Here is a 15364-nt window from a genome sequence, read left to right as displayed (position 1 = left end):
GGCTCCGCCGCGCTTGCGATCGCCACTAGTGCCCCGCCTGGCGGATGTAGAGCAGCCGGTCGTTGGCCTCGATGGCGTCCACCTCCGGCGCCCCGATGCGCAGCAGCTGGCCGTCGCGTACCACGCCGAGCACAATGTCGCGCAGATGCCGCGGAGACCCGCCCACCTCGGCCTGCTCAACCTCACGCTCGGCAACGGCTAGCCCGGCTTCCGGAGTCAGCAGATCCTCAATCATCTCCACGACGCTGGGCGTCGTGGTGGCGATACCCAGCAGCCGTCCGGCGGTCTCGGAGGAGACCACCACGGTGTCCGCACCCGATTGCTGCAACAGGTGCTGGTTCTCGGCCTCACGGATGGACGCGACGATCTTGGCCTTCGGTGCGATCTCGCGCGCCGTCAAGGTAACCAGCACGGCGGTGTCGTCACGACTGGCGGCGACGATGATCGATGCCGCGTGCTGAGCGCCGGCCAGCCGCAGCACATCGGACTTGGTGGCGTCACCGTGCACGGTGACCAGACCGGCTGCCGCGGCACGTTCGAGGACGCCCGGATTGGTGTCGACAACGACAATCTCACCCGGGACTGCCTCGTCACTGACCATCGCGGCGACCGCTGTTTTGCCCTTGGTGCCGTAGCCGATCACGACGGTATGGTTACGCACTCTGCTCCTCCAACGCTGGATCTTCAGGGCCTGACGGGACGTTTCCGTGAGGACTTCAAGCGTCGTCCCGACCAACAAGATCAGGAATGCGATCCGCAGCGGTGTGATGATGAAGATGTTGATCGCTCGCGCGAATTCGGAAATGGGCGTGATGTCGCCGTAACCGGTCGTCGATAGCGTCACCGCCGCGTAGTACAGGCAATCCAGAAACGTCAGGCGATCGCCTTGCGCGTCGAGGTATCCGTCGCGATCGACGTAGACAGTCCCGGCGGTGAGGAGCAACGCCGCCACGGCGATGGCCACCCGACGCGAAATCACTCGAGCTGGACTGGTCCGCCCCTGGGGAATGCGCACCACGCCGACGAGCGCGTAACTGGGCAGGGCGGTCAGCTTCTCGTCGAGCCCCCCAGCCGCCGCCAGCTACCTTTTGCCACGGAGATCCGTCATTGGCCAACCCCAATGCATGCCAAACGCACGACACAAATGGTAACCACGTCAGGCGTCCGACCGCCGACCGGCGCAGTCAGCCAGTAGCGCGGCCAGCTCGCCGGGATCGGGCAACTCGGCCGGAACGACCGTGACTCCGCTGCGAACGTAAAAGAACGCGGTACGCACCATCGACTCCGGGCATCCGCGCAGAGCGGCCCACGCCAGTCGGTACACCGCGAGCTGGACAGCGGCCTGCTGCATAGCCTCCGGCCCGTGCGGCGGCTCGCCGGTCTTCCAGTCCATCACCGTGGCGCCGCCGTCGGGGTCGGCGAACACCGCGTCGATGCGGCCGCGCACCACCGTATCGCCGATCGGCATTTCGAACGGCACCTCGACCGCCACCGGGGTGCGAGCCGCCCACGGCGACGCTGCGAATGCCGTCTGCAACGCGGCCAACTCCTCGGGATCGCCCACCTCGCGGTCCGCTGCACCTGGCAGGTCACCCAGATCGAACAGCAGCTCAGCACCATAAAACTGCTGAACCCAGGCGTGAAATGCATTGCCCAGCGACGCTCGCGGGTCCGGACGTGTTGGCAGACGAAACGTCAACCGCTGTGGCGCACCTACCGGGTCGCGAACCAGCTCCACCAGGCCGCTGACCGACAACTGGCTTGGCAGACCGCGGGCCGGGGGTCCGCCGGTGGGTGGTACCCCCAGCGCCCCACGTGCGCGCTCAGCCAACAGCGCGTCGACATCGGCGGCCCAACCGTCGACGTCGGCGGTGGTTCCGGTCGAGTCGGCCGACATAGCCGCCGCCACCAGCGCCGCGCCCCGCTCGACGTCGTCGCGGCGTGCGGACAACGGATCAGCGGGCCAAACCGCTTCGACAGCGTTGTCACGCAATGGGTTTCGCTCACCGTCGGCTGGCGCCGGCGCCCACTGCTCCACGACCCCGCAGGGATCTCCGGTTACGGCCGAACGGTCGATGATGTCCTTGAGTTCGCACAGGAAATCCGACGGCCCGCGCGGCGTTACCCCGGTGGGACCCCAGTGGTGGCCGGATACCAGCAGAGTGTCCTCAGCGCGGGTGACGCCCACGTACAACAGTCGACGCTCCTCGTCGACGCGTCGTTGATCGAGCTGGCGACGATGCTCGGAGATTTTGTCCGACAACTGTTTTCGATCGCTGACAGCTGACACGTCCAGGACGGGGACGCCGAGCGCACCTGCCGAGGCGCGGTCGCCACGCAACAGCGGCGGTAGTTCGGCGGGGTCGGTGAGCCAGCTTCTCCGCGACACCGTCGACGGAAACGTTCCACGCGACAGGTGCGCCACCGCCACCACCTGCCACTCCAAGCCCTTGGCGGCATGCACGGTGAGCACCTGGACCCGGTCCCGGGCGACGGCCAATTCGGCAGGCGGCAAACCGTTCTCGACCGCCTCGGCGACGTCCAAGTAGGCCAGCAGACCCGCTGCCAACGTCTCGCTGGATGTAGCGCTTGCCCATTCCGCGTACCCGGCAACCACGTCGGTAAACGCGTCAAGGTGCTCGGTGCCGGTCCAGCCACCCGCGGCCGCCGCCAAGGCGCGGACCTCGCAATCGACGCCGACGACACGGCGCACCTCGGCCACCAGGTCGGGCAGGGAATGACCGAGGTGGCCGCGCAGCGCGGCCAGTTCGCCGGCCAGCGCGCCGATGCGCTCATATCCCGCCGCCGAATACCCGTTGGCGGGACCCGGGTCGCTGATGGCGTCGGCCAGACACGCGGTGTCGGCATCCGTACCGGCCGCCATCGCAATCGATTCGGGCGAGGACGATGCCTTTGACCGCGGTTCCCCAGTCAGGGCCCGTGCGCGCCGCCACAGCGCGGCGAGGTCCCGACCACCGAGCCGCCACCGTGGACCAGTCAGCACCCGCATCGCCGCCGCGCCGGCCGTCGGGTCGACAACCAGGCGCAGCATGGCCACCACGTCGGCAACCTCGGGGATGGACAGCAGGCCGGCCAGCCCGACAACTTCAACCGGGATTCCGCGGGCTCGCAAGGCATCGGCGATCGGTGCAGCGTCGGCATTGCGGCGCACCAGTACTGCGGCGGTGGGCGGGCTGACGCCGTCCGCTCGGGCCCGCTGGTAATGCACCTGCAGGTGGTCGGCGATCCACTCACATTCGGCCTGGGCATCGGGAAGCAACGCAGCGCGAACGGTCCCGGACGCGGCATCCGGGCGCGAGCGCAGCGCGCGTACGGCGACCGAGCGTCGGCGCGCCTCCGCCGATATGGCATTGGCCACATGCAGCGCTTGCGGCGGGTTGCGCCAGCTGGTCCGCAGCTCCAGGATCGGCGCGGGGCTGCCGTCCGATAGCGGGAAGTCGGTGGTGAACCGGGGCAGGTTCGTCGCCGAAGCGCCGCGCCACCCATAGATCGACTGAATCGGGTCACCAACGGCCGTAAGCGCCAACCCGTCATCCACGCCGCCGCCGAACAGCGACGACAACGCAACGCGCTGGGCGTGCCCGGTGTCCTGGTATTCGTCGAGCAACACCACCCGGTAGCGGTTGCGCAGCTCCTGGCCAACCTGGGGAAACGTCGCCGCCAACCGTGCGGCCGAGGCCATCTGCATGCCGAAGTCCATCACCTTGCCGGCGCGCATGCGCGCATGCAACGCGTCAAGCAACGGCACCAACCCGGCGCGTTCGGTCTGCGTCGCCAGCATCCGCAGCAGCCACTGGCTGGGGCCGCGATCACGTTGATAGCGACCCGCCGGCAAAACGTGCACCAGCGTTTCCAGCTCGCTGTGGGTATCGCCGAGCTGCCGGGTATCCACCAGGTGCTCAGCGAGCTGGCCCCACAACCGCAGCACGATCGAGGTGACCATCGCCGGGGTCTTGTCGGTGCACAGCTCGGCGTCGTAGTCGTTGACCACATCGAACGCCAGCTGCCAAAGCTCGGACTCGCTGAGCAACCGGGTGTCGGGCTCAATGGGCAACAGCAGGCCGTACTCACGCAGCAACGAGCCTGCGAACGCATGGTAGGTGCTGACCACCGGAGAGCCCACGGTTTCGCAGCCCGGCAAGTCATCGCAGGCCAGGCCGATGCCGGCCAACCGGGCCAGCCGGGACCGGACGCGGCGCAGCAGTTGGCCGGCGGCCTTACGGGTAAACGTCAATCCCAGCACCTGGTCGGGTTGTGCGTAGCCGTTGGCTATCAGCCAGACCACCCGCGCAGCCATCGTTTCGGTCTTGCCGGCACCGGCGCCCGCTATGACGACCAGCGGGCCCGGCGGCGCGGCGATTACCGCCGCCTGCTCGTCGGTGGGCGGGAAAAGTCCTAGCGCGCAAGCTAATTCAGCTGGGCTATAGCGCACCGGCGGCGCGGTCTGGGTCATGGTGCCGACCGCTCGGCGTGGGCCGGACAGCACGGTCGCAACGGGCAGTGGGTGCAACCGTCGTTGCGCCGAGCGATGTACTGCGGACCGGCTGTCGCCGCGGCCGCCTGCCGGACGCGGTTGCGCCATTCGTCGCGGGCGGCCGGTGTGAGTGGATCCTGCTCGCGTTCAGTAACTCCGGTGGCCCCGCTTTTCCCGACATAGACCAGCCGGGCACCGCCGGGCTCGTCCCCCGCCCCCGGGGGTGACATGCCTTCGGCCACCGCGAGCTGATACATCGCCAGCTGGGCGTGGCGCTGGGCATCGTCCTTGCTGACCGGTGTCTTGCCGGTTTTGATGTCGACGATCACCAGGCGACCGGCCGCATCGCGTTCCAGGCGATCCACCCGGCCGCGCATCCGGACCTTGCTGCCCGCAGCGCCACCGTCCCCGAGAATTCCGTCGATGTCGACCTCCACGCCGACCTCGGTCAGCTCGGATCGGGTCTGAGCTCGCCACTCGACGAACGCTTGGATCATCGCGCGGTGCCGGGCAAGCTCGTTGGCCGAATGCCACCGCGCATCGAAGGGCAGGTGCTCCCACGCCCGGTCCAGTTCGGCCAGCAGTTGCGATTCACTTTTGCCCGGTTCGGCGAACAACGCGTGCAACAGCGATCCGACGGTAGACCGCAGCTCGCGCGCGTTCGTTCCGCCGTGCCGTTCGGCCAGCCAGCGCAGTGGACAGTCGGTGAGTGTCTGCAGGGTCGACGGCGTCAAGGTGACGAGATCCTCGCCGTCGCACACCGGATCGCTCGTGCTGACCGGGATCAGGCCGTGCCACTCGACCGGGTCGGCGCCCGGCACGCCGGCCTTGGCCAACCGGGCCAATTGGGTTGCCGCACAATCGCGCGCGGCGTCGTCCACCGCGCCGGACGGTGCGCACACCACACCACGTAGCCGGCCCACCACCGCCGCCGCCGACAACACACGCGGCGCAGCGACCGGCTGCACCGCGCCGGATCCACCGTCGCCTTCGGCCCATTGAGCGATCTCGAAAAAGAACGCCGACGGCAGCACAGCATCCTGCCCGCCCGCATCGCTGTCGGTAGCCGTCACCAGCAATCGTCGCCGGGCCCGGCCCATCGCGGCCACCAGCAGCCGACGCTCCTCGGCCAGCAACGGCGCACGCATCGAGGCATCCGCGGTGACACCGTCGAGTTCGTCGAGCAGCCGCTGGGTGCCAAGCACACCGCCACGCGGAATCGTGTTGGGCCACAAGCCGTCTTGTAAACCGGCGATGGCCACCAGATCCCATTCATGTCCCAGCGCGGCATGCGCACTGAGGACCCTGACCTGTTCTGTTTGGGATACCGGCTCGGGTCGCCCACCCGGCAGCTGCAGCGCCGCGACGTGCTCGACAAGCCCGCGCAGGGACGCCCCCGACGTGCGCGACACATAGTGATCGGTGATGTCGAACAACTCGGTCACCGCTTCCAGATCCCGCGTGGCCTGGACAGCCGCCCGGCCACCGTGCTCTATGGCCGCCAGCCAGCGGCGTTGCAAACCCGACCGATGCCACGCAGCCCACAGCGTGTGCCGCGGATCCTGGCCCGCGCGATGACCTGAGCGGTGGCAGCGGCCGGCCGCGGCCAATACCGCACGCACTCGCCGCAGTGGACGCGACTGTGGCGCCGACAGCGGCGCGTCGCCGAGTAGCACCTCCACCAGCAGATCACCAAGCTTCCCCGGGACCTGATCCGGACGGGCACGCCGCAGAGTTCGGCGCAGCTGGCGAAGCGATACCGGGTCGACGCGACCGATCGGCCCGGTGAGAAGTATCAACGCCTGGTCGCCATCGAGCCCGCCGGCGGTCGCCTCGAGCACCGTGAGCAGCGCCCGCACCGCCGGTTCCTCGGACAACGGCCCGTCAGGTGAAGGTAAGGCCACCGGGACCCCGGCAGCAGCCAACGCCCGCGGCAACCGTGCGGCGGCCCGCGGCACCGACCTGACGATCACCGCCATCTGCGACCATGGCACCCCATCGATCAGGTGCGCACGTCGCAGTTCGTCGGCGATCATCGCCGCCTCCGCGTGCGCCGATGCGGCCAGGCGCACCGTCACCGACCCAACCTCGGTCCCGGTGCCCTCGATTCGCCGACCGACGCTTCGTCCGGGCAGCCGCCGCGCGATGCCGGTGACGGCCCGCGCCACCGCGGGCGCACAGCGATGCGAGACTGTCAATATCACCGACGGAAGGTCGTCGGCCAGCAAGCCGGTGGGCTCGCCACCCCGAAACCCGAACACCGCTTGGTTCGCATCGCCGGCCATCAGGGCCAGCTCGCTGCCCTCGGCGAGCACCCGGACCAAGCGGGCTGCCTGCGGGTCAAGTTGCTGGGCGTCGTCGACCAACAGGAGCCGGACCCTGGCTCGTTCGGCGGCCAGCAACTCAGGATCAACGGCGAAAGCCTCCAAAGCCGCCCCGACCAGCTCGGCCGCGCCCAGAGCCGGTGCCGTCGCCTGCGGCGCCCCCAACCCCACCGCACCCCGCAGCAACATCACCTGCTCGTACTGTCGGGCGAATTGGCCGGCGGCGGTCCATTCCGGACGGCCACAGCGACGGCCCAGCCGTTCCAACTCCTGCGGGTCCACGCCGCGTTCTGCGCAGCGCGCCAAGAAGTTTCGCAGCTCGGCGGCGAAACCGGCGGTACTCAGCGCGGGTTGTAGATACGCCGGCCACGTGGTCGCAGCGGCCGCTCCATCTTCCAGGTCCCCGGCAAGCAGTTCCCGAATGATGGCATCCTGCTCGGCGCTGGTTACCAGCCGCGGGAGGGCGTCGCCGGCACGCTCTGCGGCTTTCCGCACGACCGCATAGGCGTAGCCGTGCACCGTGCGTACCAACGGCTCGCGGACCGCCGCCCGGCAAGGGCCGGTGGTACGCGACCGCAGCAATGCCATTGTCAGGGCGTTGCGCGCCCGCTTGTCGATTCGTCCCGAACCGGTAAGCAGCAGAACCGATTCCGGATCGGCGCCGGCAGCGATGTGCGCGACCGCGGACTCGACGAGCAGTGTGCTCTTACCAGTCCCGGGGCCGCCCAGCACCCGCACCCGACCGCGTGCACCCGGCGCTAGGACCGCATGCGCTTCGACACCCCAGGTCTGTGACATAGCGGCATGACATCACGAGGGTCCGACAAGTGCGGCAGCCCGCTGGTGACGGCGAGGTGGCGCGGCCTTACCGCTGCCAGAAGACCGGTCCCGCCCACAGAACGGGACCATCGGCGGCGGGATCGATCAGCGTCACGGCAATGCGGGTTGCGGTGTCGAGATCGCGCACTTGGGCGGCAACGCTATCGCCGTCGTCCTGGCGCCGCGGATCACGCAACCATCGGTAGGCAGCAATGATTTGTTGCAATCGCTCGTCGGAAGTGGAACTCGTGCCACCGACCCGCGAGTCCGGGTGATAGTTGCGCAGTTGAGACCGGTAGGCGTGAGCGATCTCGGCCTGACTCGCAGCAGGCGAGACGCCAAGTATCCGGTATGGGTCAGTCATGGCACCGACACCGCGCCCTTTCACTCATCGGCGGGTGGTTTGCGGAAGCGGGCGCGCCTCGTCTCGGCGCGCCCACCTTCTGGCGGCATCACCTCCTCAGCGTGGCGTCAGTGAGTGAGCACTCGAGGTCGCTATGCGGTGATCTGTGTGCGCTCGCCGTCGTGGCTGATCTCGATGCGACGCGGCTTCGCCTTCTCGGCAACCGGAATAGTCAGCCGCAATACGCCGTCGTGGTAGCTCGCTTCAATCTTGTCGGTGTCGAGGGTTTCGCCCAGAAACAGCTGCCGACTAAAGACGCCGCGCGGCCGCTCCGCCGACACCATGTCGCGATCCTGATTGAGGTCTGGCCGTTCGGCGCGCACGGTGAGCACGTTGCGCTCGACGTCGATATCGAGTGAATCGGGCTTTACGCCCGGCAGATCGAATTCGACGATGAACTGCTCGTCCTCTCGCCAGGCATCCATCGGCATGACGGCCGGACGGGCTGCAGTGCCCAACACTTGCTGGGTCAGACGGTCGAGCTCACGGAACGGATCTGAACGCATCAACATCATGTTTCGCCTCCCATAGCGGTTGATAACTTATGTTGGCTTACATAGATTTCTATCTAGCACATGTGGTATGTTTGCGCAACTAGCAAGACCAGATTTCTCCAAACGAAGGGGAGACGCGCGTGACCGGCGACTCAACCTCTCGATCCGCGCGTGGCTTATACGGGATATCGGTGGCAGCCGAGCTCTCGGGAATCGGCCCGCAGACCTTGCGGCACTACGAGAAGTGGGGCCTGCTCAGCCCCTCACGTACCGACGGAGGGACCCGGCGCTACAGCGACGACGACCTCGAACGCCTCAATCGGATTTCCGAACTCGTCGAACAGGGTGTCAATCTCGCGGGTGTCGGCCGGATACTGGACCTGGAATGTCGCAATACTCAGCTGGAGGCCAACAACACCCAGTTGCAATCTGACAACGCCAAACTGAAGGCCGATCGAGGCCGTCCGGCAAGAAAACCGAAGCAGGCTAAAGGGGTGTCAATCATGGCGAATGTCGCAGGCGGCGGTCCACAGGACGAAGTACCTGAAGCCGACGCGGCGGACCAACAGCGTGCTGTCGATTTCGACGACGAAGCTGGGTTAGACACCACCTACCTGAGCGACGGTGCCGCCGATCGGGACGCCAACGAAGCCGACTTGGTCGACCAAGCCATCGTCGTTCCGGTCGCCGACGACGATCGGGAAACCGACCGGTAGTCACCGTCGCGCCACCCGCCTCGATTCGCCGGACGGCCGTGACGTGGCCTGCGACGCGACATCTAAGCCGTGACTGTGCTGGCATCATCGACGGGTGACCATCGACCTTTGCGTACACCGTTACGGCCCGTCCGGGCCGGTGCGGGTGCTGACCATCCACGGAGTGACCGAGCATGGGCAGGTCTGGCAGCGGCTAGCCCATCACTTGCCCGAAATATCCATCGCAGCACCCGATCTGCTGGGCCACGGTAGGTCACCATATGACGCACCGTGGACCATCGACGCCAACGTTTCGGCGCTGGCAGCGCTACTCGACAATCAGGCCGACGGTCCGGTCGTTGTCGTCGGGCACTCCTTCGGCGGGGCGGTGGCTTTGCAACTGGCCGCGGCTCGTCCGGATCAGATCGCAGCGCTGGTGCTGCTCGACCCGGCGGTCGCTCTCGATGGTTCGCGGGTGCGCGAACTGGTCGATGCCATGGTGGCCTTTCCCGACTACCTGAACCCAGCCGAGGCCCGCGCTGAGAAGGCGACGGGTGCTTGGGCGGATGTGGACCCGGCGGTGCTCGACGCCGAGCTCGACGAGCACCTCGTGGCATTGCCGAACGGGCGGTACGGCTGGCGCATCAGCCTGCCGGCAATGGTGTGTTACTGGAGCGAACTCGCCCGCGACATCGTGCTGCCGCCGGTTGGAACGGCGACCACGCTGGTTAGGGCGGTCCATGCTTCGCCGGCGTATGTCAGCGACCGACTCGTCGCGGCCCTAGAAGAACGCCTAGGAACCAATTTTGAGCTACTGGACTTCGACTGCGGGCACATGGTTCCCCAGGCCAAGCCAACCGAGGTCGCCGCGGTGATCCGCGGTCGACTGGGACCGCGCTAGCCATGGCACCGGTGACCGACGAACAGGTCGAGCTGGTGCGCGCGCTGGTTGCAGCCATCCCACCGGGCCGAGTGTCCACCTACGGCGACATCGCCTCTGCTGCAGGACTTTCCAGTCCGCGTATCGTCGGTTGGATCATGCGGACCGATTCCTCAGACCTGCCCTGGCACCGAGTGATCAGAGCATCTGGACGCCCGGCACTACACCTGGCCACCCGGCAGTTGGAGTTGTTGCGCGCGGAAGGTGTTCTCAGTGTGGACGGCAGAGTCGCGCTGAGCGAGGCGCGCTACGAGTTTCCGCTAGATTGAACAGGTTTAGAGCACTAGTCGCACTAGAGCTGCAGTGCGGGCCAGGCCGGGGAATGCCTCGGCGGTGGACCGTGGGTGTAATGCGTGCACCGCCAGACGGAACATCAACGCGCGCAGCAACATCTGTGGCCACTCCGGCAGCGCGCTCCACCGCTCGATGAGTCCGTCGTCCGCCTCGCCCCAGGACAGCGCGTCAACGACGGTCACCCCGGCCGCCCAGGATGCGGGGCGCCAGTAGGGCGTGATGTCGGTAATCCCGGGCGGGGCAGTGCCTGCGAAAAGCACTGTGCCGTAGAGATCTCCATGCACCAGTTGGTTTGGGCTTTTGGTCGGCTTACGCAACCCGGCAAGCTGATTGATCAGATCGATCGATCGCTGCGCTTCCGCTGTCTCGGGAGCGGTCCCCGCGCCCGGCGGGACCGACTGCAACGGCCGCTCCTCCCACGCAGCTCGATCCGCGGCGATGAATACGTCGACCTCCGCCCAAGGCGCCGTGGGCCCCTGGGTCAGGAATCGAGGGCGTTCCAGCTTTCCGGTGGCTTCATGCAGCCGCACCGCCGCTGACACGACTTCATCATGCCTGGGCTCCGGTGCGCCCGCGACGAATGTATCTGCCCGCCAACCAGAAACCACGTACCGGCCGTCGGTCGATCGGACGGGCCGAGCCAGGCGTACGCCGTCGACGAACAAGGTCTCCCGCACCCGGGCCGACCAGGTCGCGCGGGCATTGTCGGCCACCATCGACAACACAACTTCCCCGCATCGCCAGCCGCTATCCCAAGTGGGACCCAACGGGGCGGGATGCACACCCGTCAAACCGTACGCCGCCAGCACGTGCTCGGGCGGCGGCTCGACACTCACGCAGATCAGCCTAATGGGAATCGTTCGGCGTGCCGTTGAGGGGCTTGCGCCGTGCTGGCCCGCCACGTATCCAACCGACGCCGTCGCGACCACCGGGTCTTCCGCGTCCTTACCCGAAACATCCGATTGGGCTGTCGGGCTTAGTACATCACCATGTCGGGCTGCATCTGCTTAGCCCACGCCACGATGCCGCCCTGCAGGTGGACCGCGTCGGAGAAGCCGGCCTTCTTTACCGCGGCCAATGCCTCGGCCGAGCGCACGCCAGTCTTGCAGTAGAGCACGGCCGTGCGGTCCTGGGGCAGCCTGGCCAGACCCTCGCCCGAGTTGATCAACGATTTCGGAATCAGCTGGGCTCCGTCGATATGCACGATGTCCCACTCCACGGGATCGCGAACGTCGATCAGGGCCACCTTCCTGCCGGAGTCCAGCCACGCGCGCAACTCACGCGGCGTGATGGTGGAACCGCTGACCGCCTGGGCGGCATCGTCAGACGCCACCCCGCAGAACCGCTCGTAGTCGACCAGCTCGGTGATCTTGGGTGTCGACGGGTCCTTGCGGATCGTGATGGTGCGATAGCTCATCTCCAACGCGTCATACACCATCAACCGGCCGAGCAGTGTGTCACCGATCCCAGTGATCAGTTTGATGGCCTCGGTGCCCATCACCGACGCGATCGAGGCACAGATAATGCCCAGCACGCCACCCTCGGCACAGGAGGGCACCATGCCCGGCGGCGGCGGCTCGGGATACAAGTCGCGATAGTTGAGACCCAACCCGTCGGGAGCATCCTCCCAAAACACCGACACCTGGCCCTCGAAGCGGTATATCGACCCCCACACGTACGGCTTACCGGCTAGCACCGCGGCGTCGTTGACCAGATACCGGGTGCCGAAGTTGTCGGTGCCGTCCAGGATCAGGTCGTACTGCTTGAACAGCTCGACGGCGTTGCTCGGCTCGAGCCTGAACTCGTGCAATCGCACCTGGATCAACGGGTTGATCGCGACGATCGAGTCGCGCGCCGACTGGGCCTTGGAGCGCCCGACGTCGGCTACGCCATGGATGATCTGACGCTGCAGGTTCGACTCGTCCACAACATCGAAGTCGACGATGCCGATGGTGCCGACGCCAGCGGCGGCCAGATACAACAGCGTCGGCGCCCCGAGCCCGCCGGCGCCGATCACCAGCACTCGCGCGTTCTTCAGCCTCTTCTGCCCGTCGACACCCAGGTCAGGAATGATGAGATGGCGGCTGTAGCGAGCCACCTCTTCGCGGCTGAGCGCGGGTGCCGGCTCAACTAGTGGCGGCAACGATGTCGACACCGACCATCTCCTCGGTTATGTGTCGCGATTCAATTTCTGCTGCGCGTCGTCCACAACCATCACATCAGTTGCGTAGATCAACGGCAACGACCTGCAAGGACATCAACGCCCAGCCGGCCACCATTGTTTCCGGCCCGCCGGGGCAGGCCGGATTGCTCCGCTGCACGGCGCGCATCGTCGCCGGGGCTAGATCGGACTGCCCCGCTCCTCCGCACCCCGCTGCACGGCGCGCATCGTCGCCGGGGCTAGATCGGACTGCCCCGCTCCTCCGCACCCCGCTGCACGGCGCGCATCGTCGCCGGGGCTAGATCGGACTGCCCCGCTCCTCCGCACCCCGCTGCACGGCGCGCATCGTCGCCGGGGCTAGGGAATCGGGTACGGCCAGGGATTGAAGCGGCAGGTCTTTCCGTCCGGTTTGACAAAGTCAGGGTCAAACTTGGCCCCGTCGTCATTGGACGTGGAAAACGTCTGCTGCATCATCACCGGAGCCAGGCCGCCCTGGGTGTCACACGGTTCGTGGCGCAGGTAACCGATGGCATGGCCAACCTCGTGGTTGATCACATACTGGCGATAGGAACCGACGTCGCCTTCGAATGGCACGGCGCCGCGTACCCAACGCGCCTCGTTGATGAACACCCGCGATTGGCGGTCCAGACCCAACGATGGGTTGTAGCAGGACGTCTCGAGCCGGAATTCGTAGCCACACCCCCCTCGCACCGTCATCGGCGACACCAGCGAAATCCGGAAGTCAGGTTTTCCGCCGTCGATCCGCATGAACGCGAATTGAGGGTTGTGGGTCCAACCCTTGGGATTGGTCAACGTCTGATCGACCATCTGGGCGAACGCGTTGTCACCGCCGTACATCGTGGGGTCAAGACCGTTCTCGATCTCGACGGTGTAGGTGAACACCTTGGCGGTACCTTGACCGAATTGTGCCGTCGTGCCCGGAACGACACGCCAGGTCTTGTCACCCGCCTGGGTAAACGGACCGCCATCCGGCAGCGTCCCGGCCGGCAGATTGGCATCGAACGCGGCCAGGCCTCGAGGCGGCGCGTCCAGGATCGCGGTACCCACCACGCCGATCGCCGGCGCGTCACGGACGGTCTGGGCTGCCGCTGGCTTCGGCGCACTCGTTCCGGTCACCGTCTGGTACACCACCACCACGGTCAGCACCACCAGTACAGGCAGAGCGTAGGCGCGCCAGCCGTAGTTGGACACAAACCGCCCCAACCAGGTTTGTTTGCGCCATTGACGCTTCCGGTCACGCTGTGCCCGGACCCGTCCCTCGGTCGGGGCGAGCGGGTCGCGCAGGGCCCGCAGCGGTTCACGCCACTCGTCATGCAGCACGGGTACCCGACTCGTGCTGTGGACAGGCCACGGGTGCGTCATTTCCCCAGGATGGCACAGCTGCCCGTGGTCAGGACCCCTGGCGCGCCCGAACCCACCACCCGACTACTGGCCCACCAGCACCGATGATGCCGCTTCCGATCGGTGGGACACTGCAGGTAGTAATGTCATTCCGACAAACGTGCGGCCGTGGGGACGGCCGGTGGCCCTCGAAAATTTAGTGCGATCAGATTGAGGACGGATGAGCGATCTCGCCAAGACGGCGCAACGACGTGCCCTCAGATCGACCGACAGCCCTCGGCCGGTCGAAGGCGTTCCGGCCGCGAACCGGCGCGGCAACCGACTGCCTCGCGATGAGCGCCGTGGCCAGTTACTTGTCGTAGCCAGCGACGTTTTTGTCGACCGGGGTTACCACGCGGCCGGTATGGACGAGATCGCCGATCGGGCGGGAGTCAGTAAACCCGTTCTGTATCAACACTTTTCAAGCAAGCTTGAACTGTATCTGGCAGTGCTTCATCGGCATGTGGACAACCTGGTGTCCGGCGTACAGCAGGCGCTGAGCACGACCACCGACAACCGGCAGCGGTTGCACGTGGCGGTCCAGGCGTTCTTCGACTTCATCGAGCACGACAGCCAGGGGTACCGGCTGATCTTCGAGAATGACTTTGTCACCGAACCCGAGGTCGCCGCGCAGGTGCGGGTGGCCACCGAATCATGCATCGACGCAGTGTTCGCCCTGATCAGCGCCGATTCCGGGCTGGACCCACACCGCGCCCGGATGATCGCGGTGGGCTTGGTCAGCATCAGTGTCGACTGCGCCAGATACTGGCTGGACGCCAACAAGCCGATTTCCAAATCGGATGCCGTCGAGGGCACCGTGCAGTTCGCCTGGGGCGGGCTGTCACACGTGCCGCTTACCCGCTCGTAGCGGCCTTTCCGGCAGACCCAGCTGCGGCATCCGCCCCGATGCCAAAGCCAACCCGCCGGGCGTCTGCGACACCAATCTCGACATAGGCGATCTTGGCGGTGTGGACCAGGAAGCGACGACCGCGATCGTCGGCCAGGGTCAGCAGACCCGAGTCGTCGCGCAGCGCGTCCCTGACGAGTTCTTCCACCTCACTGGGCGTCTGCGCACTGGAGAACACCAGCTCGCGCGGACTGTCCGTGATACCGATCTTGACCTCCACGGTGGCCCCTTCCGTTGGCATTAAAGTCGCGGGCGTGTCAGCAGCAGGCTAGTAGACGCGCCTGGCGCTCCCTGACGCACATCGCCCCCGGCCTCGGGTAGTTCGCGTTCGGCGAAACCGCGTATAACGGTTAGGTCTAAGCTCGCCCGACACGCAGCGGGACACCCATCCTCGGGTGCGGCCTCGATAACATCAGCACCATCGGTAACAC

At 66.7% G+C, this 15364-nt stretch carries 12 protein-coding genes and 2 pseudogenes; 5 read left to right on the top strand and 9 right to left on the bottom strand.

The window, feature by feature from the left end:
• Positions 1 to 25: 25 nt before the first annotated feature.
• The 5 genes and pseudogenes from AADZ55_RS06000 to AADZ55_RS05980 all read right to left on the bottom strand — a co-directional run bounded on the left by AADZ55_RS06000 (position 26) and on the right by AADZ55_RS05980 (position 8556).
• Positions 26 to 1095 (bottom strand): annotated as a pseudogene (locus AADZ55_RS06000) (potassium channel family protein).
• Between the two features lie 61 nt (positions 1096 to 1156).
• On the bottom strand, positions 1157 to 4474 hold the full coding sequence (locus AADZ55_RS05995) for an ATP-dependent helicase (RefSeq protein ID WP_085323457.1): 3318 nt from the start codon (positions 4472 to 4474) through the stop codon (positions 1157 to 1159).
• The gene (locus tag AADZ55_RS05990) at positions 4471 to 7617 is read right to left on the bottom strand and encodes an ATP-dependent helicase (protein ID WP_085323291.1); all 3147 of its coding nucleotides are present in this window, start codon (positions 7615 to 7617) and stop codon (positions 4471 to 4473) included. The genes AADZ55_RS05995 and AADZ55_RS05990 overlap by 4 nt, the downstream gene beginning before the upstream one ends.
• A gap of 67 nt (positions 7618 to 7684) precedes the next feature.
• Positions 7685 to 8002 (bottom strand): J domain-containing protein, encoded by a 318-nt coding sequence (locus tag AADZ55_RS05985; protein WP_085323290.1) that lies wholly within the window; start codon positions 8000 to 8002, stop codon positions 7685 to 7687.
• Positions 8003 to 8133: 131 nt separating this feature from the next.
• Positions 8134 to 8556, bottom strand: coding sequence for an Hsp20/alpha crystallin family protein (locus AADZ55_RS05980; protein WP_278248556.1), 423 nt, complete (start codon positions 8554 to 8556; stop codon positions 8134 to 8136).
• A gap of 119 nt (positions 8557 to 8675) precedes the next feature.
• On the opposite strand from AADZ55_RS05980, the pseudogene AADZ55_RS05975 reads away from it, so the two are divergent.
• From AADZ55_RS05975 to AADZ55_RS05960, 4 genes and pseudogenes are all read left to right on the top strand, one after another.
• Positions 8676 to 9029: pseudogene (locus AADZ55_RS05975) on the top strand (MerR family transcriptional regulator); the annotation flags it as partial.
• A gap of 9 nt (positions 9030 to 9038) precedes the next feature.
• Positions 9039 to 9251, top strand: coding sequence for a hypothetical protein (locus AADZ55_RS05970; protein WP_165759325.1), 213 nt, complete (start codon positions 9039 to 9041; stop codon positions 9249 to 9251).
• A gap of 94 nt (positions 9252 to 9345) precedes the next feature.
• Positions 9346 to 10131, top strand: coding sequence for an alpha/beta fold hydrolase (locus AADZ55_RS05965; RefSeq protein WP_119184866.1), 786 nt, complete (start codon positions 9346 to 9348; stop codon positions 10129 to 10131).
• Positions 10132 to 10133: 2 nt separating this feature from the next.
• Positions 10134 to 10439, top strand: a complete 306-nt coding sequence (locus AADZ55_RS05960) for an MGMT family protein (RefSeq protein ID WP_085323288.1) — start codon at positions 10134 to 10136, stop codon at positions 10437 to 10439.
• A 6-nt stretch (positions 10440 to 10445) separates the two neighbouring features.
• Here the strand turns inward: AADZ55_RS05960 and AADZ55_RS05955 are convergent, their stop codons facing one another.
• The 3 genes from AADZ55_RS05955 to AADZ55_RS05945 form a co-directional block, all read right to left on the bottom strand.
• Positions 10446 to 11300, bottom strand: a complete 855-nt coding sequence (locus tag AADZ55_RS05955) for a TIGR02569 family protein (protein WP_085323454.1) — start codon at positions 11298 to 11300, stop codon at positions 10446 to 10448.
• 140 nt (positions 11301 to 11440) lie between these two features.
• Positions 11441 to 12619, bottom strand: coding sequence for an adenylyltransferase/sulfurtransferase MoeZ (gene moeZ / locus AADZ55_RS05950; RefSeq protein ID WP_085323287.1), 1179 nt, complete (start codon positions 12617 to 12619; stop codon positions 11441 to 11443).
• 363 nt (positions 12620 to 12982) lie between these two features.
• On the bottom strand, positions 12983 to 14008 hold the full coding sequence (locus AADZ55_RS05945; RefSeq protein ID WP_119184865.1) for a DUF3152 domain-containing protein: 1026 nt from the start codon (positions 14006 to 14008) through the stop codon (positions 12983 to 12985).
• Positions 14009 to 14207: 199 nt separating this feature from the next.
• Here AADZ55_RS05945 and AADZ55_RS05940 point away from each other — a divergent pair, with 199 nt between their 5' ends.
• The gene (locus tag AADZ55_RS05940; protein WP_085323286.1) at positions 14208 to 14894 is read left to right on the top strand and encodes a TetR/AcrR family transcriptional regulator; all 687 of its coding nucleotides are present in this window, start codon (positions 14208 to 14210) and stop codon (positions 14892 to 14894) included.
• On the opposite strand, the gene AADZ55_RS05935 is transcribed toward AADZ55_RS05940, so the two are convergent.
• The gene (locus AADZ55_RS05935; protein ID WP_085323285.1) at positions 14881 to 15153 is read right to left on the bottom strand and encodes a DUF3107 domain-containing protein; all 273 of its coding nucleotides are present in this window, start codon (positions 15151 to 15153) and stop codon (positions 14881 to 14883) included. The two genes, AADZ55_RS05940 and AADZ55_RS05935, sit on opposite strands and share 14 nt — an antisense overlap.
• Positions 15154 to 15364: the final 211 nt, after the last annotated feature.

The organism is Mycobacterium decipiens, assembly GCF_963853665.1.
Classification (GTDB): domain Bacteria; phylum Actinomycetota; class Actinomycetes; order Mycobacteriales; family Mycobacteriaceae; genus Mycobacterium; species Mycobacterium decipiens.
The sequence above is the reverse complement of the archived record's forward strand: the minus strand, read 5'-3'. Positions and strand labels throughout refer to the sequence as shown.